The sequence below is a fragment of the Pseudomonas sp. KH_017 genome (genome assembly GCF_057840285.1).
On the sequence record NZ_CM174509.1, the window covers coordinates 6,295,960 to 6,313,680 of the forward strand.

The 17,721-nt window shown below is 58.7% G+C and carries 16 protein-coding genes and 1 pseudogene; 10 read left to right on the forward strand and 7 right to left on the reverse strand.

What is annotated here, in order from left to right; all coding sequences use genetic code 11:
* Positions 1 to 182 precede the first annotated feature (182 nt).
* Complete coding sequence (locus AC3IT6_RS28795) at positions 183 to 1,145, forward strand: LysR family transcriptional regulator (RefSeq protein WP_150671917.1); 963 nt, start codon at positions 183 to 185, stop codon at positions 1,143 to 1,145.
* Here the strand turns inward: AC3IT6_RS28795 and AC3IT6_RS28800 are convergent.
* Positions 1,087 to 1,296: a PA3496 family putative envelope integrity protein gene (locus tag AC3IT6_RS28800; protein ID WP_046038865.1), complete on the reverse strand. Its 210-nt coding sequence runs from the start codon at positions 1,294 to 1,296 to the stop codon at positions 1,087 to 1,089. The genes AC3IT6_RS28795 and AC3IT6_RS28800 overlap by 59 nt on opposite strands.
* A 201-nt stretch (positions 1,297 to 1,497) precedes the next feature.
* Positions 1,498 to 2,364 (reverse strand): transcriptional regulator HexR, encoded by an 867-nt coding sequence (hexR, locus tag AC3IT6_RS28805; protein WP_008056956.1) that lies wholly within the window; start codon positions 2,362 to 2,364, stop codon positions 1,498 to 1,500.
* 352 nt (positions 2,365 to 2,716) lie between these two features.
* On the opposite strand from hexR, the gene AC3IT6_RS28810 reads away from it, so the two are divergent.
* Complete coding sequence (locus tag AC3IT6_RS28810; RefSeq protein WP_223443707.1) at positions 2,717 to 3,031, forward strand: hypothetical protein; 315 nt, start codon at positions 2,717 to 2,719, stop codon at positions 3,029 to 3,031.
* Between the two features lie 64 nt (positions 3,032 to 3,095).
* Here the strand turns inward: AC3IT6_RS28810 and AC3IT6_RS28815 are convergent, their stop codons facing one another.
* On the reverse strand, positions 3,096 to 5,966 hold the full coding sequence (locus AC3IT6_RS28815) for an EAL domain-containing protein (protein ID WP_489353861.1): 2,871 nt from the start codon (positions 5,964 to 5,966) through the stop codon (positions 3,096 to 3,098).
* Between the two features lie 256 nt (positions 5,967 to 6,222).
* On the opposite strand from AC3IT6_RS28815, the gene uvrD reads away from it, so the two are divergent.
* The 4 genes and pseudogenes from uvrD (at position 6,223) to AC3IT6_RS28835 (ending at position 10,485) form a co-directional block, all read left to right on the forward strand.
* Positions 6,223 to 8,406: a DNA helicase II gene (gene uvrD / locus AC3IT6_RS28820; protein WP_458370522.1), complete on the forward strand. Its 2,184-nt coding sequence runs from the start codon at positions 6,223 to 6,225 to the stop codon at positions 8,404 to 8,406.
* Positions 8,407 to 8,563: 157 nt separating this feature from the next.
* Positions 8,564 to 8,869, forward strand: a pseudogene (locus tag AC3IT6_RS28825) (EamA family transporter); the annotation flags it as partial.
* A 191-nt stretch (positions 8,870 to 9,060) separates the two neighbouring features.
* On the forward strand, positions 9,061 to 9,939 hold the full coding sequence (locus tag AC3IT6_RS28830; RefSeq protein ID WP_150724848.1) for a Tim44 domain-containing protein: 879 nt from the start codon (positions 9,061 to 9,063) through the stop codon (positions 9,937 to 9,939).
* Positions 9,940 to 10,077: 138 nt separating this feature from the next.
* Positions 10,078 to 10,485 carry an SMI1/KNR4 family protein gene (locus AC3IT6_RS28835; protein WP_003187120.1) on the forward strand — a complete coding sequence of 136 codons (408 nt, stop codon included), beginning with the start codon at positions 10,078 to 10,080 and terminating at the stop codon, positions 10,483 to 10,485.
* Between the two features lie 22 nt (positions 10,486 to 10,507).
* On the opposite strand, the gene AC3IT6_RS28840 is transcribed toward AC3IT6_RS28835, so the two are convergent.
* Complete coding sequence (locus AC3IT6_RS28840; protein WP_489353862.1) at positions 10,508 to 12,271, reverse strand: cation:proton antiporter; 1,764 nt, start codon at positions 12,269 to 12,271, stop codon at positions 10,508 to 10,510.
* 286 nt (positions 12,272 to 12,557) lie between these two features.
* On the opposite strand from AC3IT6_RS28840, the gene AC3IT6_RS28845 reads away from it, so the two are divergent.
* Positions 12,558 to 13,040, forward strand: a complete 483-nt coding sequence (locus AC3IT6_RS28845) for an acyl-CoA thioesterase (RefSeq protein ID WP_046038855.1) — start codon at positions 12,558 to 12,560, stop codon at positions 13,038 to 13,040.
* A gap of 129 nt (positions 13,041 to 13,169) precedes the next feature.
* On the opposite strand, the gene pdxY is transcribed toward AC3IT6_RS28845, so the two are convergent.
* A complete protein-coding gene (pdxY, locus tag AC3IT6_RS28850; protein ID WP_489353863.1) occupies positions 13,170 to 14,042 on the reverse strand; it encodes a pyridoxal kinase PdxY in 873 nt (290 codons plus the stop codon).
* Positions 14,043 to 14,161: 119 nt separating this feature from the next.
* Between pdxY and AC3IT6_RS28855 the strand changes: the two genes are divergently transcribed.
* Positions 14,162 to 14,575 (forward strand): DUF3301 domain-containing protein, encoded by a 414-nt coding sequence (locus AC3IT6_RS28855; protein WP_489353864.1) that lies wholly within the window; start codon positions 14,162 to 14,164, stop codon positions 14,573 to 14,575.
* Positions 14,576 to 14,579: 4 nt separating this feature from the next.
* Here the strand turns inward: AC3IT6_RS28855 and AC3IT6_RS28860 are convergent, their stop codons facing one another.
* On the reverse strand, positions 14,580 to 15,551 hold the full coding sequence (locus AC3IT6_RS28860) for a CobW family GTP-binding protein (protein ID WP_489353865.1): 972 nt from the start codon (positions 15,549 to 15,551) through the stop codon (positions 14,580 to 14,582).
* Between the two features lie 27 nt (positions 15,552 to 15,578).
* Between AC3IT6_RS28860 and AC3IT6_RS28865 the strand changes: the two genes are divergently transcribed.
* Entirely contained in the window at positions 15,579 to 15,935 is a 357-nt protein-coding gene (locus AC3IT6_RS28865) for an NADH:ubiquinone oxidoreductase (protein ID WP_489353866.1), read from the forward strand.
* A 15-nt stretch (positions 15,936 to 15,950) separates the two neighbouring features.
* Here AC3IT6_RS28865 and zigA read toward each other — a convergent pair whose 3' ends face one another.
* On the reverse strand, positions 15,951 to 17,156 hold the full coding sequence (gene zigA / locus AC3IT6_RS28870) for a zinc metallochaperone GTPase ZigA (RefSeq protein ID WP_489353867.1): 1,206 nt from the start codon (positions 17,154 to 17,156) through the stop codon (positions 15,951 to 15,953).
* A gap of 142 nt (positions 17,157 to 17,298) precedes the next feature.
* Between zigA and AC3IT6_RS28875 the strand changes: the two genes are divergently transcribed.
* A complete protein-coding gene (locus tag AC3IT6_RS28875) occupies positions 17,299 to 17,676 on the forward strand; it encodes a glutamine synthetase (protein ID WP_489353868.1) in 378 nt (125 codons plus the stop codon).
* The last annotated feature ends 45 nt before the right edge of the window (positions 17,677 to 17,721 follow it).

The window sequence follows — 17,721 nt, forward strand, 5'->3', positions numbered from 1 at the left end:
TCCCTTGAGCCGGTGGTACCCACGACCTGCTAGACCAGGTCGACGAGTGACCAAATGTTTCAATTTGGTCGCAGGTCCACACTAGCGCCCACAAGGGATTAACAAAAATGAATAATTATTGGGTCACGCATAAGTAAAGACTTATAGTTGATTCACCAGCCAGCGACGAGAGCGACCATATAATGCGTAAGTCATTGATGCGTATGACTTTGCGGCAATTGCAGATCTTCAACGAGGTCTGTGATTTACGGTCCTACAGCCGCGCGGCCGAGGAAATGTCGCTCACACAACCTGCCGTCAGCCTACAGATTCGTCAACTTGAAGAGCTGATTGGCCAGCCTTTGTTCGATTACGTCGGCAAAAAACTCTACATGACCGAAGCGGCTGAAGCGTTACAGCGGGCCAGTCGGGATATTTTCGGGCGCCTGGAAAACCTCGACATGCAACTGTCGGACATGCAGGGCTCGTTGCAGGGGCAACTGAAGCTGGCGATCGAATCCAGCGCCAAATACTTCGTGCCGCATCTGTTTGCCGCGTTCAAACGCCAGCACCCGGAAGTGAACCTGCAACTGACGGTGGTCAATCGCGGCCAGGTCATTCGGCGTCTGTCGGATAACCGCGATGACCTGGTGATCATGTCCATGGTGCCTCAGGACATGGGCCTGGAATTCCTGCCGTTCCTGAACAACCCGATCGTCGCCGTGGCGCCACCGGATCACCCGCTGTGTCATATGGGGCCGCTGCGCCTGCAGGATCTCGAGCCCTACACACTGCTGCTGCGCGAGCCAGGCTCAGGGACGCGGCTGGCGTGCGAAGAATACTTCAAAGAGAAGCGCGTGCACTTCAACCAGACCCAGGAGGTCTCGTCTGCCGAAGCTCAGCGAGAATGCGTACTGGCAGGCCTGGGCGTTGCGCTGTTGACGCGCCACGCCCTGAGCCTTGAACTGGCAACCGGTGGACTGATCGAGCTACCGGTCGAAGAGCTGCCACTGTTTCGCAGTTGGTGCCTGGTGCAGGCCAAGGCGAAACGCCTGTCACCGGTTGCTCACGCCTTCCTGGCGTTTATCCGTAGCGAACGGATTCAGATCAGCGCGCTGGTTGAGCGTTTCGACGGGACGCCGAGGGAGATGCCTGCCAGAAGTTGAGTTCCAACTCCGGAAAATCGCCAATTTCGGCCAGAAGCTGACGGCGTTCGCAGCGATCTTCGATGGCGCGGCGGAATTCCATGCGGCGCTGATCTTCTTGCTGACGACGGGTTTTGACAGCGCTGTTGCGTTCTTCGTAGGGCATGGCCATTTCGAGTCTCCCAAGGCGAGTACGGGAGTTTCAAGATAGGCTCGGGGGATGACGGTTTGGCGGCTTGGGTGTTACAGACTGATGAAAATTGCGGCGTATTCGAGGACGCCATCGCGAGCAGGCTCGCTCCCACAGGAGATCGCGGTCAAAGGTGGGAGCGAGCCTGCTCGCGATTAAGGTCGGAACGACCTTACGACGACGTCAGTCGTCCAGCGCTTTCACCGACTTGGGCGACAACCGCAAGCTGCGCAGGCTGCGCTTGACGCTCTTGAGGTGGTTGACCAGGCTCGGGCCACGCGCCATGGCCACGCCCATCGCCAGCACGTCGATCACCACCAGATGGGCGATACGCGAAGTCAGCGGCGTATAGATTTCAGTGTCTTCATGCACATCGATCGCCAGATTGACCGTAGACAGCTCGGCCAATGGCGTCTGGCTCGGGCACAAGGTGATCAATGAGGCGCCGCTTTCGCGCACCAGGTTGGCGGTGATCAGCAGGTCCTTGGAACGCCCGGACTGGGAAATGCAGATCGCCACGTCGGATGGCTTGAGCGTCACGGCCGACATCGCCTGCATGTGCGGGTCGGAATACGCCGCAGCGGTGAGCAGCAAGCGGAAGAACTTGTGCTGGGCGTCAGCCGCGACCGCACCCGAGGCGCCAAAGCCATAGAACTCGACACGCTGGGCCTGGGACATCAGCGTCACCGCCCGCTGCAATTCCAGCGGATCGAGTTTCTCGCGAACCTCCATCAGCGTATGCAGGGTGGTGTCGAAGATTTTCAGGCTGTAGTCGGCGACCGAATCATCCTCATGGATCGCAAACTGGCCGAAACTCGCACCTGCCGCCAGGCTCTGGGCCAGCTTCAGCTTCAGGTCCTGAAAGCCGGAACAACCGATGGCACGGCAAAAACGCACGATAGTCGGTTCGCTGATGCCCACGCTGTGGGCCAGGTCGGCCATGGAGCTGTGCATCACAGCCGCAGGATCAAGCAGCACGTGGTCGGCGACCTTGAGCTCCGACTTGCGTAACAGGTGGCGAGACTGGGCGATGTGTTGCAGCAGATTCAAGGGGCTGGACTCTTTGTTATTGGCAGGTGCCGGGGATGTAGCACGCTTGTAGTTATACTACAAGAATCGGCTTTTTGCCTGCTCAATGCGTTACCGAATCCCTCGATTTCAGGTGCCCGCGCTTCATGTAGCACTCATCGTGCATGTCCAGGTGCACCGGCGGGTGCACAGATTTAAGAGGACAAAAGCACCTTAAGTTATTAAATGGAAGTTACATACGATTCGCTGTGACTGATTAACAATAGAACACACAGCCTTACAAACCAAACAAAGAAATCCCAACCAAAAGCAACTTCAATTGAATACATTAATACCGCAGGAAGCAAAAACCTGGTTAAAGGAGCTACACATTATGAGTATTAAAACAAAAGACTGGACCGCACAGATTGACCGCATGCCCGGTGCCCCTTCGTTCCGCGCCTTTGGCACCGTAACCGTTGCCCACACTGGCATCACCCCAAAGCTGGAAATGACAGCACTGCAAGACAAATCCTTTGATCTGCGCCTGGAACTAAAACTGGAATATTCTAATGAAGTTTCACTGCAGGTGGAATCTGACAAGTTTGTCGAATATAAAGCAATGGGTAATTCCAATGTTACCGGTGTCAGCATCTTCTACGAAGGCAAGTTGCTGCACCATATTGATGAAATATTGATTACCCACTAAAAACATATACAGCTTCCGGCATCTCAGGCGTCCTGTCCGACACTTCGTGCAGGACGCCTCCTTGTCAGCTTGCGGCTTGCGCGTGCAGCAAACCGGCCAACGTCTCGGCCTCGACCGGGCGGCTGATCAGATAGCCCTGTACTTCATCGCAGCGCTCGGCTTTGAGGAACTCAAGCTGTTCTTCCCGTTCCACCCCTTCCGCCACGACCTTCAGCTTCAGGCCGTGAGCCATGGCAATAATGGCCCGGGTAATCGCCGCGTCTTCGCTGCCCTCCCCCAAGCCACGAATAAACGCCTGATCGATCTTCACGTAATCCACCGGGATGCGCTTGAGGTAGCTCAGGGATGAATAACCGGTGCCAAAATCGTCAATGGCCAGTTTCACCCCGAGATCACGCAACTGCTGGAACGTCGCGATGATGTGTTCGACGCTATCCAGCAACTGGCTTTCGGTGAGTTCCAACTCCAGCAGTTGCGGCGCCAGCCCGGTCTCTTCCAGCACCTGCCGCACCAGACTGACCAGCTTGCCCTGGCGCAATTGATGCACCGACAGATTGACCGACACCCGAATCGCTTCGAGCCCCTGCCGTTGCCACTCACAGGCTTGCCAGCAGGCCTGACGCAGCACGAACTCACCGATCGGGCCGATCAATCCGGTTTCTTCAGCCAGGCCGATGAAATCCCCCGGCGGCACACGGCCCATGGTCGGATGGTCCCAACGCACCAAGGCTTCGGCGGCATTCAATTTGCCAGTGGCCAGGCACAGTTTCGGTTGGTAAAACACCTTCAGCTGCCTGTCTTCGATGGCTTTGCGCAAGTAGTTTTCCAGCTGTAAACGCTCCAGCGTGCTGGCTTGCAAACTGTCGGTGTAAAACTGGAAATTATTACCACCCAGGTGTTTGGCGTGCTGCATCGCCATGTTCGACTGACTGACCAGTGCAGAAATTTCCCGGGCGCTGTCCGGCAACAAGCTGATGCCCATCGACACGCTGACCACCAGCTCATGCCCCTCAATGGTCACCGGCAGGCGCAACTTGTTCGCCAGACGAGTCGCCACCCGGGCCAGGCTCGAAAGGTTACCGTAGGAGTTGAACAACACGGCAAACTCATCCCCAGAAAGGCGCGCGATGGTGTCTGCTTCAGGCAATGCATTCACCAACCGCCGGGCCATCTTCTGCAACAACTGGTCGGCGACTTCATGCCCCAGGCTGTCGTTGAGTTGCTTGAACCGATCGAGATTGATGTGCAGCAACGCCAGGCTGCGATAACCGCCCTGTCGCACTCGTTGATGAGCCTCGCTGAGTCGTTCGCGAAACATCGCGCGGTTGGCCAGACCGGTAAGCTCGTCGTAATGGGTCAGATAGCGCATGCGCTCTTCGGATTCTCGGCGGGCCGAGAGATCAGCGAAAAAGCCCACAATATGGCTCACATTTCCCCGGGGGTCGCGCACGGCATTCAGTTGCAGCCATTGCGGATACATCTCGCCGTTCTTGCGGGTTTCCACCAATTCACCCTGCCAACTGCCCTGCTGTTCCAGCGCCTGATGAATTACCGCGTAATGCCGACGCGCATCGCGACTGCATGGCAACTCAATGACATTGCGTCCGATCATGTCGTCGATGTCATAGCCGGTCACCCGACTGAAGGCCTGATTGATCGCGATCAGGACGTAGTTCGGATCGAAAATCACGATCCCTTCGCTGGCCGCCTCGAACACGGTCGCCGCCAGTTGCCGCTGCTCTTCCAGGCCTTTGCTGGCGCTGATGTCGCGGCGAGTGCCGACCATGCGAATCACCCGACCGTTCTTGGCGCGCTCGACCGCCCGCCCGCGGTCCTCGATCCAGACCCAGTGGCCGTCGCCATGCCGCACGCGATACTCGATTTGATAGTCTTCGGTGCGGCCCTTCAAATGCTCGACCAGTGCCCTTTTCAGCCCAGGAAGATCCTCGGGATGAAGGCGCGGCTTGAGGTGACGCAATATCGCCGTGACCTGTTCCGGCTCCAGGCCGAACAATTCCTGAATCTGTGTGTGATGGACTTCGTCGGTTTGCAGATTCCAGTCCCACAACCCCAACTCGCTGGCCTTCAGTGCCAGCGCCAGGCGCGCCTCACTCTTGCTCAGTGCCTGGTTGGCGGCATCCAGTTCCAGGCTGCGCTGAGCGACTCGGTTTTCCAGGTCGATCTGGATTTCTCGCAATTCGGTTTCGGCACGCCGGCGCTGTTCAATCTCCTTGGCCAGCTTCTGATTGAGCTGATCACTGCAGCTTTGCGCTTGCTGTAGATGCTCGATCAGTGCCTGGTTCTGAAAGCGTCGCATCAAGCCCCGATCGATCAATCGATTGACTTGCCAGGCAACCACGCTCAATGCACCGAGCAGAATCAGCCCGAACCAGCCCCAACCTTGCTGCTGTTCGTCAGCCCCCCAAAACATATAGGCGATGGCCGGCAACAGGCAGGGCAAGGTGAATGACAGAAAGGCCGGCAAACTGACCGCATAAGCCACGCTGGCCGAGAGCGCCGCGGCACCGATGAGGCCGAAGACCCAGGCTTGCTGAATGAAGTTATCGGCAGGAACCAGGGCGATGCCGGCACCGGCCAGGGTCAGACCGGTGAGGCCGGAGCCCAGCAAAAACATCCGTCGCCAAATGGGATGGGCCTGACGATTGGGAATGGCCGAATCGAAGGCTGCGACCTGAATCACCCGCAATGCCACCAATGACAACAACCACACCAGCCAGACACTGACCAGGAAATAACGCTGCGGACTCCAGAGCAAACCGGCACAGACCAGGCCATTGATCAGCATGAATAACGTGGGCAGCAGCGAGCCTTGATACAACAGGCGCGTGCGTTCGACCGCCATTTCCATGGCGTACTGTTTACGGATCTCCCGGGGCTCCACAGTGGGGCCCGACAGGTCGAAGCTGAGGGTCATAGGCGATGTTCTTGTTCTTATAATGATGAGCATGGGCCCGAAACTGCTCGGAGCATACACAAGCAATTGCCCGGACCAAACTGCTGCTGATCAATAAATCGCCAAATTTTTCAGCCGCCGACGCCCCTGAAAATGCCGAGGGCACGCCCCGCCAACGCCTGCAGCCGATGACCGACCGGTCGTCCTTCGCATAACTTTCATCGGTTAAAGCGAAGCGGGGTTTGCCCGGTGTGTCGCGGCCCCCTAGAATGCCCCGATGCGCGATGATCTCTCCCTTCTGCTGAACTCCCTCAACGATGCCCAACGCCAGGCCGTAGCGGCCCCCGTGGGTCGTCAGTTGGTCCTGGCCGGTGCTGGTTCCGGTAAAACCCGAGTGCTGGTGCACCGTATCGCCTGGTTGATCCAGGTCGAAAACGCCTCGCCCCACTCCATCCTGTCGGTGACCTTCACCAACAAGGCCGCTGCCGAGATGCGCCAGCGCATCGAGCAGCTGATGGGTATCAACCCGGCCGGCATGTGGGTCGGCACCTTCCACGGCCTGGCGCACCGCCTTCTGCGGGCGCACTGGCAGGAAGCGGGTTTAAGCCAGACCTTCCAGATTCTCGACAGCGATGACCAGCAGCGGTTGGTCAAGCGGGTGATCCGCGAGCTCGGCCTGGACGAACAGCGCTGGCCGGCCCGTCAGGCCCAATGGTTCATCAACGGCCAGAAAGACGAAGGCCTGCGCCCGCAACACATCCAGGCCAGTGGCGACCTGTTCCTGGCGACCATGCGCGGCATCTATGAGGCCTACGAGGCCGCCTGCCTGCGTGCCGGCGTCATCGACTTCTCCGAATTGCTGCTGCGCGCCCTCGATCTGTGGCGCGATCACCCAGGCCTGCTCGCTCACTATCAAAAGCGCTTCCGGCACATCCTGGTGGACGAGTTCCAGGACACCAACGCTGTGCAATACGCCTGGTTGCGCCTGCTGGCCAAGGGTGGCGACAGCCTGATGGTCGTAGGCGACGATGACCAGTCGATCTACGGCTGGCGCGGCGCGAAAATCGAGAACATCTACCAGTATTCCGAAGACTTCCCGGACGCCGAAACCATTCGCCTGGAGCAAAACTATCGCTCCACCGCCGGCATCCTGAAGGCTGCCAACGCCTTGATCGCCAACAACACCGGGCGCCTAGGCAAAGAGCTGTGGACAGACGGCGGCGACGGCGAAGCGATCAACCTGTACGCCGCCTTCAACGAGCACGACGAAGCACGCTACGTTGTCGAAACCATCGAAAGTGCGCTGAAAACCGGCTTGTCTCGCAGCGATATCGCGATTCTGTACCGTTCCAACGCCCAATCGCGAGTTCTGGAAGAAGCCTTGCTGCGCGAGCGCATTCCCTACCGCATCTATGGCGGCCAGCGCTTCTTCGAACGCGCCGAAATCAAGAACGCCATGGCCTACATGCGCTTGCTCGAAGGCCGTGGTAACGATGCCGCGCTGGAACGGGTCATCAACGTGCCGGCCCGTGGCATCGGCGAGAAAACCGTTGAAGCGATCCGCGACCATGCGCGCCACAGCGATGTGTCGATGTGGGAAGCGATGCGCCAATTGGTAGCCAACAAAGGCCTGACCGGTCGTGCGGCCGGTGCCTTGGGCGCGTTTATCGAGCTGATCGAGAACCTCGCCGCCAAGTGCATGGAAATGCCACTGCACCTGATGACCCAGACCGTCATCGAGCAGTCGGGGCTGATCGCCTATCACGAAGCGGAAAAAGGTGAGAAAGGCCAGGCCCGGGTAGAAAACCTTGAGGAACTGGTCAGCGCCGCGCGCAACTTCGAAAACAGCGAAGAAGACGAAGACCTGACGCCACTGGCAGCGTTTCTCGGTCACGCATCGCTGGAAGCCGGCGATACTCAGGCCGACGAGCACGAAGACAGCATTCAACTGATGACCCTGCACAGCGCCAAAGGCCTGGAATTCCCTTACGTGTTCCTGGTGGGCATGGAAGAAGGCCTGTTCCCGCACAAGATGAGCCTGGAAGAACCCGGCCGCCTTGAGGAAGAACGTCGCCTGGCCTACGTCGGCATCACCCGGGCCATGCAGAACCTGGTAATGACCTTTGCCGAAACCCGACGCCTTTATGGCAGCGAGACCTACAACAAGGTGTCGCGCTTCGTACGTGAAGTTCCGAAAGGCCTGATTCAGGAGGTGCGGCTGTCCAACAGCGTCAGCCGTCCGTTCGGTGGCAACCAGTCGATGAGTGGCAGCAACCTGTTCAGCGGCAGCGAGATTCCGCAGACCGGCTTCAGCCTCGGCCAGACCGTGCGCCACTCGGTGTTTGGCGATGGCGTGATCCTCAACTTCGAAGGCGCCGGGGCCCAGGCCCGGGTGCAGGTGAACTTCAGCGAAGGCAGCAAATGGCTGATGTTGGGTTACGCCAAACTGGAAGCGATCTGAACACCAGACACAGGACCTTTGTGGGAGCGGGCTTGCTCGCGAAGAACGATGACGCGGTATTACTGCATTACCGCGGTGCGCCCATTCGCGAGCAAGCCCGCTCCCACAGGGTTCCGTGTGGACTAACAGATATTGATCTGAATAAGATGCAAAAAGCATGGTCTCAGGCTTTTTTTCCTCCTGGACATTCTGGGCCCTGTTATCGGCGGCATTCGCGGCAATAACCGCCACTTTCGCGAAAGTTGGCATCGAAAGCGTCAATTCCGACTTCGCCACCCTGCTACGTACGATAGTGGTACTGGTCAGCCTGGCCTTGATTTTGTACGCCACGGGCCAATATCAGTCATTGGGATCGATCTCTGCGAAGAGCTACCTGTTCCTGCTGTTGTCGGGCCTTGCCACCGGTGCATCGTGGGTCTGCTATTTCCGCGCACTCAAGGTCGGTCCAGCGCCACTGGTTGCCCTGCGACGCTAGGCAAGCGTCCTACAAGCCCTGTCCACTCATCTGACAGATCAAAGTCAAAAGGCCTTCTTGCACTGACTGGAGCTGAACACGACCTATCAGGCAAAAGCCCGAAACACTCTGCCGCTAGCCAGTAACACTTCACCTGTGCAACATGGCGCGCGTGCCTTCCACAAATGGGAATTCCCTTTATGAAACGTTTTCTTAGCATCGCCATGGCGTTGTGCATCGGCCTGACGATGAGTCTCGACGTCAATGCCGCCAAGCGCTTCGGTGGTGGCAAAAGCGCAGGCGCTGCGCCGACTCACCAGACCAGCCAGATGGCTCCTTCTTCTCCAGGCATGGGCGGCGCTGCGGCGACCGCGGGTGCTGCCGGTGCCGCTGGCGCCGCTGCCAAGGCCGGTGGCGCTTCGCGCTGGCTCGGCCCACTGGCCGGTATCGCGGCCGGTGGCCTGCTGGCATCCATGTTCATGGGTGACGGCTTCCAGGGCATGCAGATCCTCGACATCCTGATCATGGCCGTCATTGCGTTCCTGGTCTTCCGCTTTATCGCCGCCCGTCGTCGCAAGCAGCAGGAGCAATACGCTCCGGCCGGCCACGCGCCGATGCAACGTGAGGCGTTCGAACAAAAGCCGGCCGGCGGTTCGATCTTCGGTGGTTCGGCAGCGCCTGTTGCCGCTCGCCCAGTGATCAATGCGCCAGCCTGGTTCAACGAAAGAAACTTCGTCGAAGCGGCGCGTAATCACTTCCAGTCCCTGCAACAGCACTGGGACGCCAACGAAATGGACAAGATCACCGAGTTCGTGACCCCGCAAATGCTGGAGTTCCTCAAGCGTGAGCGTGCTGACCTGGGTGACGGTTTCCAGTCCACCTACATCGATAACCTCAATGTACAGCTGGACGGTGTAGACGATCGCGCTGACAAGACCATTGCCACCCTGACTTTCACTGGCGTGTCGAAAACCTCGCGTTTCGACCAGGGCGAAGTCTTCAGTGAAAGCTGGAACATGGAACGTGCACAGGGCGAGAATCAGCCTTGGCTGGTAGCTGGTATCCGCCAGAACGGCTGATCACCCTCCACGTTTCACTTGCTGCAAACAAAACCCCGGCCTCGGCCGGGGTTTTCTATTTCGCGGTTGCATCTATAGCAAGCTACTGTATAAACCGCCCCATATAAACCGCGCCATACAAGCAAGAGGATCCCGGACGTGGAAGAAATCATCGAACAACTGCGTGAAGCCAACGAACCGGTACCGGTCCCCTTGGAGTTGCCCGACGAAGACCTGCTGGTCGAAATCGAAGAACAACTGTTCATCGACATACCCTTCGTCTTCAGAGAGTTTCTGCTGACCGTCAGTGACGTGGTCTACGGCAGCCTGGAACCGGTCACCGTGACCGACCCGCAATCCCACACCTACCTGCCCGACGTTGCCGCCAACGCCTGGGACGCCGGCGTCGATCGCAGCCTGATCCCGATCTGTCAGGACGGTGACGATTACTACTGCGTCGAAGAAGACGGCACCGTAGTGCTTTGGCAGGCCGAAGAAGAGCTGATCGCCGAAGAGACCTGGGAGTCGGTTTGGCACTGGGCACGGGACGTCTGGCTGGAAAGCTGATCAAGTCAACGCCGCTGGTTGGTCAATGCCCGGACGACTCCTTGTGATTGTCGAGGGTTTCCAGCAACGCCACCTGCATCCGCGTATGCACACGAATGAACCAGCGCCATAGCAGCGCCGCCACGGCGGCCGCGACCACGGCGATCAGTACCAGCAACTTGTTGGTCGGCAGAATACTGGCCGACAAGGCTGCCAACAGCAAAAAGATCACCAGCAGCGACAGGATCGGGATCACTTCGGCGATCACCCGGCGCACTCGCTGCGTGTGGCGCCCGGCCATCTCCGGCTTCACACCCATTTCCGCCAGCAACATCGACAGCGCCTTTAGCTTGCGGTACGCCGCAATCAAAAAAGGCAGCGATAACAGCAGCGCCCCACCCCAGATCAACGCCTTTTGCCAACTCGGATCGCTGATCCAGTGTTGCAGGTAAGCCGACATGCGTTCGGCGAAGTACGCGCCCGAGAAGAAGATCGCGATCACCAGCGCCAGATTGACCCCCACCTGCAGCAAGATCCTGCGAATCATGGATGCCAGTAACGCGCCCTCGCCCTGAGGCTGGATGCTGCACAACCATTCGCCGTACATCCCCAGCACCCGCCCCAGGCGTTCTGGCATGGCGCCGGCGAGCTTGATCGACAATGGATCAGCCGCACGAATCAGATAAGGCGTCAGCAAGGTCGTGATCACCGAAACCGCCACAGCCACGGGGTATAAAAAGTTACTGGTGACCTGCAAGGTCATGCCCAGTGCCGCGATGATGAAAGAGAATTCGCCAATCTGTGAAAGACCCATCCCGACCCGTAGCGAGGTGCGTCCGTCATTGCCGGCGATAAATGCACCAAGGCCGCAGGACAACATCTTGCCGAACACCACGGCTACGGTGATTACGGCAATTGGCCAGGCGTACTGAAGCAGGATCGCCGGATCGAGCATCAACCCGATGGCCACAAAGAAAATCGCACTGAAAAGATCGCGAACCGGTTCAATCAAACGCTCGATTTTCAGCAGTTGCCGGGATTCAGCCATGATCGCGCCGATCAGGAATGCCCCGAGGACCATGCTGTATTCAAGCTTGACCACCAGCAGGCAGAAGCCAAAACACAGGCCCAGCACCGTGATCAGCAGCATTTCGTTGCTTTCGAACCTAGCGACGTAGGCCAGCAGCCGCGGCACCATCAGGATACCAATGACCAACGCGACGATCATGAACAGCGACAGTTTGCCGACCGTGGAAAACACTTCCCCGGAGCTGACCGTACCGCTGACCGCGATGCTGGACAGTAGCGCGATGATGCCGATGCCCAGAATGTCCTCGACGATCAGCACTCCGAATATCAACTGGGCAAATCGCTCGTTCTTCAGCTTCAGATCATTGAGCGCCTTGACGATGATGGTGGTCGAGGAAATCGCCAGGATCGCGCCGAGGAACAGTGAATCCATGGTGTTCCAGTCGAACCAGCGGCCAATCTCGTAGCCGATCCAGATCATCAGCACGATTTCCAGGAATGCCGCGATGAATGCCGTGGCACCGACCTTGAACAACTTGCGCAGGCTGAACTCCAGGCCCAGGCAGAACATCAGGAATATCACCCCGAGTTCGGCCAGGGTCTTGATGGTCTCTTCGTCGTGGATCAGGCCGAATGGCGGGGTGTGAGGGCCGATGATGAAGCCGGCGACGATGTATCCCAGCACCACCGGTTGTTTCAGGCGATGGAAGACTACGGTGACCACACCTGCGATCAACATGATCACTGCCAGATCCTGAATGAAACTGATGGCATGCATGGCGTGAGACTCCCTGAGTGGCATTGCTCGATCCCCGGACGCAGGAAAAGTCTGATCGAGCAGAACAAAAATCGGAATTGCACGTAGGAAATGCCCTTGAGGCAGGGCTTTTTGCAGGGTAACACCGCGACTTCTGGCAGAAAGACGGTGCAATATATGGAAACAGATCGATCCGGCGTGACGGCGACCCTGCACCCGGCGTCCCGATAACTGTTGGTTTGAAAAAACCGCCGAGGCACCCGCAGAGGTGCATCCCTCAAACCTGGCCTTGACCCGTGAGAATGCTATGGAACCCGGAAACGCCCAGCTGTCGATGACGGTATTGATGACCCCCGACATGGCCAACTTCTCTGGCAATGTCCACGGCGGCACCCTGCTCAAATACCTCGACGAAGTGGCCTACGCCTGCGCCAGCCGTTATGCCGGCCGCTATGTGGTGACCCTGTCGGTGGACCAGGTCATTTTCCGTGAGCCGATCCATGTCGGCGAATTGGTGACCTTTCTCGCCTCGGTCAACTACACCGGCAATACCTCCATGGAGGTGGGCATCAAAGTGGTGACCGAGAACATCCGCGAACGCTCGGTGCGCCACACCAACAGCTGCTTCTTTACCATGGTTGCGGTGGATGACCAGCGTAAACCTGCCTCCGTACCACCGTTGCAACCGCAGAATAGCGAAGACAAGCGTCGTTACATGCAGGCGCAGCAGCGCCGACAGATTCGTCAGGAGTCGGAAAAGCGCTATCAGGAGATCAAGGGCGACGTCTGAGTTGTTCAGGCAGGTTGATGGTGTTCTCTAGATAGCCTTCGCGAGCAAGCCCGCTCCCACACTGGATCTATGCAACAACGAAGATCAAATGTGGGAGCGGGCTTGCTCGCGAATAGGTTCAACGCTCAATCAGAGGCTGATCGAGGTCGCCTCGAACCGCACCCGCGGATGGGCAATCCGGTCCTGAGCCCGTACCAGTTCCAACTCGTAGCTGGCGCAGGCCTGGGTTTCCAGCAGCACTTCATGCACCGCCGACGCCGCGAACTCGAAGGCGGCCACCAGGCTGTCGCCCAATAGCACACGCGCCAGGAACAGACCGGACGTCAGATCGCCCACGCCCACCGGCTGACGCGGGAACGCCAGCAACGGGCGCTGCAAATGCCAGCTGCCTTCGGCCGTCACCAGCAGCATCTCGAAGGCCTCTGCCGATTTGCCTGGGTAGTCCAGATGCTTGACCAGCACTGCTTTCGGGCCGCGCACCAACAATGCACGCGCCATTGCCAGGCAATCGAACAGCGATTGCGGCTTGCGCCCGGAGAAGCTGTCCAGCTCCAGCTGGTTCGGGCACATGAAGTCCGCCACGGCGGCGGCTTCTTCCAGCAGAAAATCACTGACCTCCGCCGGAACACTGCAGCCCTTCTCCGGATGCCCCATGACCGGGTCACACAGGTACAGCGCCTTGAGATTCATCGATTTGATCCGCGCCACACCCGTCAGGATCGCCCGGCCCTGGGCCGCACTGCCGAGGTAACCGGAGAGCACCGCATCACAGTTGCCCAGCTCGCCAATCGCGGCGATGCCTTCGACCAAGTCAGGTATCTGGTGCGGCGCCAGCACTTCACCGGCCCACTGACCGTACTGGGTGTGATTGGAGAACTGCACGGTGTTGAGCGGCCAGACATTCACCCCGACCCGTTGCATCGGGAAAACCGCGGCACTGTTGCCGGCGTGACCGAATACCACGTGGGACTGGATAGCGAGCAAATGCGGAGTACGTTTCATGCGGTGGATTTCCGTAAAACGATTGAAATTCTAGCCGCGCAGTATGCGACTAAACGCAGCCTGTACGACAGACCAGCGACGCAGTTAAGCTGACACTATCTTGTTGGAGCACCCTGTTGATGCTGACCCTTGGAAATATATTCGTGCTGATGCTGTTCGCCACTGCCGGCGCATGGCTATGGCATAACCACGGCTTGCGCGAGCGCGCGCTGGAGCGGGTCAAGCAGCATTGCGGCAAGCTCGGGATCGAATTGCTCGACGGCAACGTGGCCTTGAAAAGAATCGCGTTCATCAAGGATGCCAATGGTCGGCGACGCCTGGCCCGTGTGTATAACTTCGAATTCACCGTGACGGGCGAAACCCGCCACAACGGCACCATCACCCAGTTCGGCGCTCACAGCGCACAGATTGAGCTAGCGCCCTACCCGGTCCCGTTCGACGAAACCGAGCCGGTGGTCGACGTGGCGAAACCTCGCGCGGAAGTGATCGAGCTGAGCCAGTGGCGTCAGGACCATACCAAGTGGCGACCTTGAGTCATTAACCCGATCCGGATCGGCACGCTGCCAGCTCACGCTGCAATCGTTCTGCATTCTGCGCCTCACTGAAAATCAGCTCGATACGCGAATCCTGCCGCCATTCACTGGGCTGCCAGTCCAGCACCGAGTTATCCACCGCGTTCGCCGAGACCCACCCGTGGGCGCTGTGGATAACCAGCTTCGCCCGCCTCCAGCCAAGGCTTTCAAGCCACCGGCCAACCAGCGCGGCATCAAACACCTGGCTTGGGTGCCAACGCCATCCGATGCTCCAGCCTCTGTCCTGTTCCTGACTCAAGCAAATGGGCAACGCGGGATCGCTCCAGACCGCCGGCAGCTGCGCCAATCCCTTGGGCACGACGAAGTTATCCACACCTGCCCGCGCTTTGGCATTCAGCCCTGGCAACTCGCTCAAGGGTAAAACCGCCTGTTGCGTCCAGCACAGGGGGAGCGGCGGCAATTGCCCGGCGATTCGCTGGCGACTGTCTTCGTCGAGCCCTTCAGACTTGTTCAACAGCAGTAGTCCCGCATGGCCCAGCGCTTGCTGCTGAACATCCGGCAGCGGTTTGCCTGCGGCGAGCGCCTGGGCATCCAACACCAGCACACAAGGCTGGACAGCCAACACGCCTTGCCACGGCGCTTCGCTCAATTGCCTGAGCAACTGCGCCGGATGCCCCAGCCCCGAGGGTTCGATGAACAGCCGATCCGGTTGTGCCTTGCGCAACAAGCGCCCAAGGCCAATCTGAAACGGTGCACCGTTGACGCAACACAAGCAGCCCCCGGCCACTTCCCCCAGTGCGATACCATCGGCGTCCCGGGTCAGTAGCGCAGCGTCGAGACCGATCTGGCCAAACTCGTTGATCAACACCGCCCACCGCTCGCCAGCCGGGCGCTGGGCCAGCAGGTGCTTGATCAGGCTGGTCTTGCCGGCGCCCAACGGGCCGGCAATGACATGAGTGGGGATATTCTGCAGCATGGTTGATGATTTCTGAGGAGGTGGTGGATGCGGTTGATCGGCTTGTCGTTGCTCCTGGCACTCGTTTCAGGCGAGGCGCTGGCCCAGGCTTGTGTGGTTCATAGCCAGGGCCAGCGGCTTGATGTCCAGGTTTGCCAGCAGAACCGCAACATCCCGCCAAAACTCTTCGCCGATGGTTTCTGCCAACCGAACCTGGCGGGGCAGAAAGTCGATGTGCAGTATGTCGATCAATGCCCCGGCGGCGCATTTGGTGTCTGCAGCAACGCCCAAGTCGCCAATATGCCCTACCGACAGGATATTCACTATTACGGCGTTGCCAACGACGCGGTGTATTTGCAGCCTTACTGCGAGGCCCAGAGCCAAGGCACCTGGCTCAAGCCTTGAAGCGACACTAGTGGATCAGGCGGCTTCTTCATACCAAGGGCCGAATGGATCAGGCAGCAAACGCCAGCCCTCTACGCCCAGCGCCATTTCCTCATCGGTCAGCAGGCATGCGTCCAGCTCGGCCGTGAGCTGCGTGAAGTCGATATTCTGGCCGATGAACACCAGTTCCTGGCGGCAGTCCCCGCTGTCCGCAGTCCAGTTTTTCATGATCCCGGCGGTACTTTCTTCGTCCTGAGGCCATTGGTTTTTCGGTACGTAACGCCACCAGCGCCCGGCAAAGCCATAGCGCATCAAACCACCGGCCTGAGACCAACTCCCTGCGTCCATGTGCTTGCTCGCCAGCCAGAAAAAGCCCTTGGAGCGCAGCAGTTTGCCGTTGTCCCAAGGACCGTCGATGAAGTTGAAGAAACGCTGTGGATGGAACGGCCGGCGAGCCCGGTAAGCACTGGAAGCGATGCCGTATTCCTGGGTTTCCGGCACGTGCTCGCCGCGCAGCTCCTGCAACCATCCCGGTGCCTGGGCCGCCTTTTCGAAGTCAAAACGGCCGGTGTTGAGAATCTTGTTCAAGGGGATTTCGCCCATCGCCATCGGAATGATTTCCGCCCGGGCGTTGAGCCGCTCAAGTATGGCGATCAGTTCCTCGCGCTGGTGGCTGCTGATCAAGTCGATCTTGCTGAGCAAAATCACATCGGCGAACTCGACCTGCTCGATCAACAGATCGGTAATCGAACGTTCGTCTTCTCCTCCAAGGGTTTCTCCTCGGGAAGCCAGGCTTTCGGCAGCCTGGTAATCGAGCAGGAAGTTCATGCCATCGACCACCGTGACCATGGTGTCGAGACGGGCGATGTCGTTGAGGCTCTGGCCGTTTTCATCACGAAAAGTGAAGGTTTCCGCCACGGGCAGCGGTTCGGAAATACCGGTGGACTCGATCAGCAGATAGTCGAAGCGACCCTCCCTGGCGAGCTGACTCACCTCCTCCAGCAAGTCTTCACGTAACGTACAGCAAATACACCCGTTACTCATCTCCACCAACCGTTCTTCGGCTCGGTTTAGGCTGACATCGCGCTGAACTTCGGTGCCATCGACGTTGATTTCGCTCATATCGTTGACGATGACTGCAACCCGCAATCCATCTCGATTACGTAGTATGTAATTAAGAAGTGTACTTTTTCCGGCGCCAAGAAAGCCGGAGAGAACGGTCACGGGGAGTCGATTGGACATCTGCATATTCCTCACAGGGATGCCCGGTCACTGTGTCGGGCTTTCCTAATGTTATACTATAACAACACAAACAAACCATTCCCTCTTGCCCGACAGGGCAAAGGACAGGATGCTGAACGCCGCTCCCCTCGTGAGAAAGCCCATGCGCAACGCCCTTAAAGCTGCATTGATCATGCTTTCCCTGCTGGTGGCTGCAGACGCGACGGCCCAGGTCCCGAGCCTGGCCAAGTGCACCCGCAGCGCCAACCTGCTGGCCTGCGTGGATGCGGATGGCGACGCCTACAGCGTCAATACCGCCGGAAGCACCCTCTATCTGCGGGGTTTCGAAACGGCCGGAAAACGCTATTGGGCACAGACCAACAGCCGCTACGGCCAGCTTACGTTTTTCACCGGTATCGCTTCCGATGGCGAGGCCTGGGTTGGCTACAACCGGCGCGTCGGCTGGACCACGATCAATCGGTTTTCCAGTTCCGGCGGCAGCAGCGCCAGGTTCACCTGCAGCCGGATCGCTGGCTGTTAGGCCTCTTTGTTTTTCTGTTGATGGCATGAAATCAGGCTGAGCATG

Coding starts and splice junctions, on each gene's coding strand:
- AC3IT6_RS28795 (WP_150671917.1), top strand. CDS start 183: ATGCGTAAGTCATTGATGCGTATGACTTTGCGGCAATTGCAGATCTTC.
- AC3IT6_RS28800 (WP_046038865.1), bottom strand. CDS start 1,296: ATGGCCATGCCCTACGAAGAACGCAACAGCGCTGTCAAAACCCGTCGT.
- AC3IT6_RS28810 (WP_223443707.1), top strand. CDS start 2,717: ATGAGTATTAAAACAAAAGACTGGACCGCACAGATTGACCGCATGCCC.
- AC3IT6_RS28815 (WP_489353861.1), bottom strand. CDS start 5,966: ATGACCCTCAGCTTCGACCTGTCGGGCCCCACTGTGGAGCCCCGGGAG.
- uvrD (WP_458370522.1), top strand. CDS start 6,223: ATGCGCGATGATCTCTCCCTTCTGCTGAACTCCCTCAACGATGCCCAA.
- AC3IT6_RS28830 (WP_150724848.1), top strand. CDS start 9,061: ATGAAACGTTTTCTTAGCATCGCCATGGCGTTGTGCATCGGCCTGACG.
- AC3IT6_RS28840 (WP_489353862.1), bottom strand. CDS start 12,271: ATGCATGCCATCAGTTTCATTCAGGATCTGGCAGTGATCATGTTGATC.
- AC3IT6_RS28845 (WP_046038855.1), top strand. CDS start 12,558: ATGGAACCCGGAAACGCCCAGCTGTCGATGACGGTATTGATGACCCCC.
- pdxY (WP_489353863.1), bottom strand. CDS start 14,042: ATGAAACGTACTCCGCATTTGCTCGCTATCCAGTCCCACGTGGTATTC.
- AC3IT6_RS28855 (WP_489353864.1), top strand. CDS start 14,162: ATGCTGACCCTTGGAAATATATTCGTGCTGATGCTGTTCGCCACTGCC.
- AC3IT6_RS28860 (WP_489353865.1), bottom strand. CDS start 15,551: ATGCTGCAGAATATCCCCACTCATGTCATTGCCGGCCCGTTGGGCGCC.
- AC3IT6_RS28865 (WP_489353866.1), top strand. CDS start 15,579: ATGCGGTTGATCGGCTTGTCGTTGCTCCTGGCACTCGTTTCAGGCGAG.
- zigA (WP_489353867.1), bottom strand. CDS start 17,156: ATGTCCAATCGACTCCCCGTGACCGTTCTCTCCGGCTTTCTTGGCGCC.
- AC3IT6_RS28875 (WP_489353868.1), top strand. CDS start 17,299: ATGCGCAACGCCCTTAAAGCTGCATTGATCATGCTTTCCCTGCTGGTG.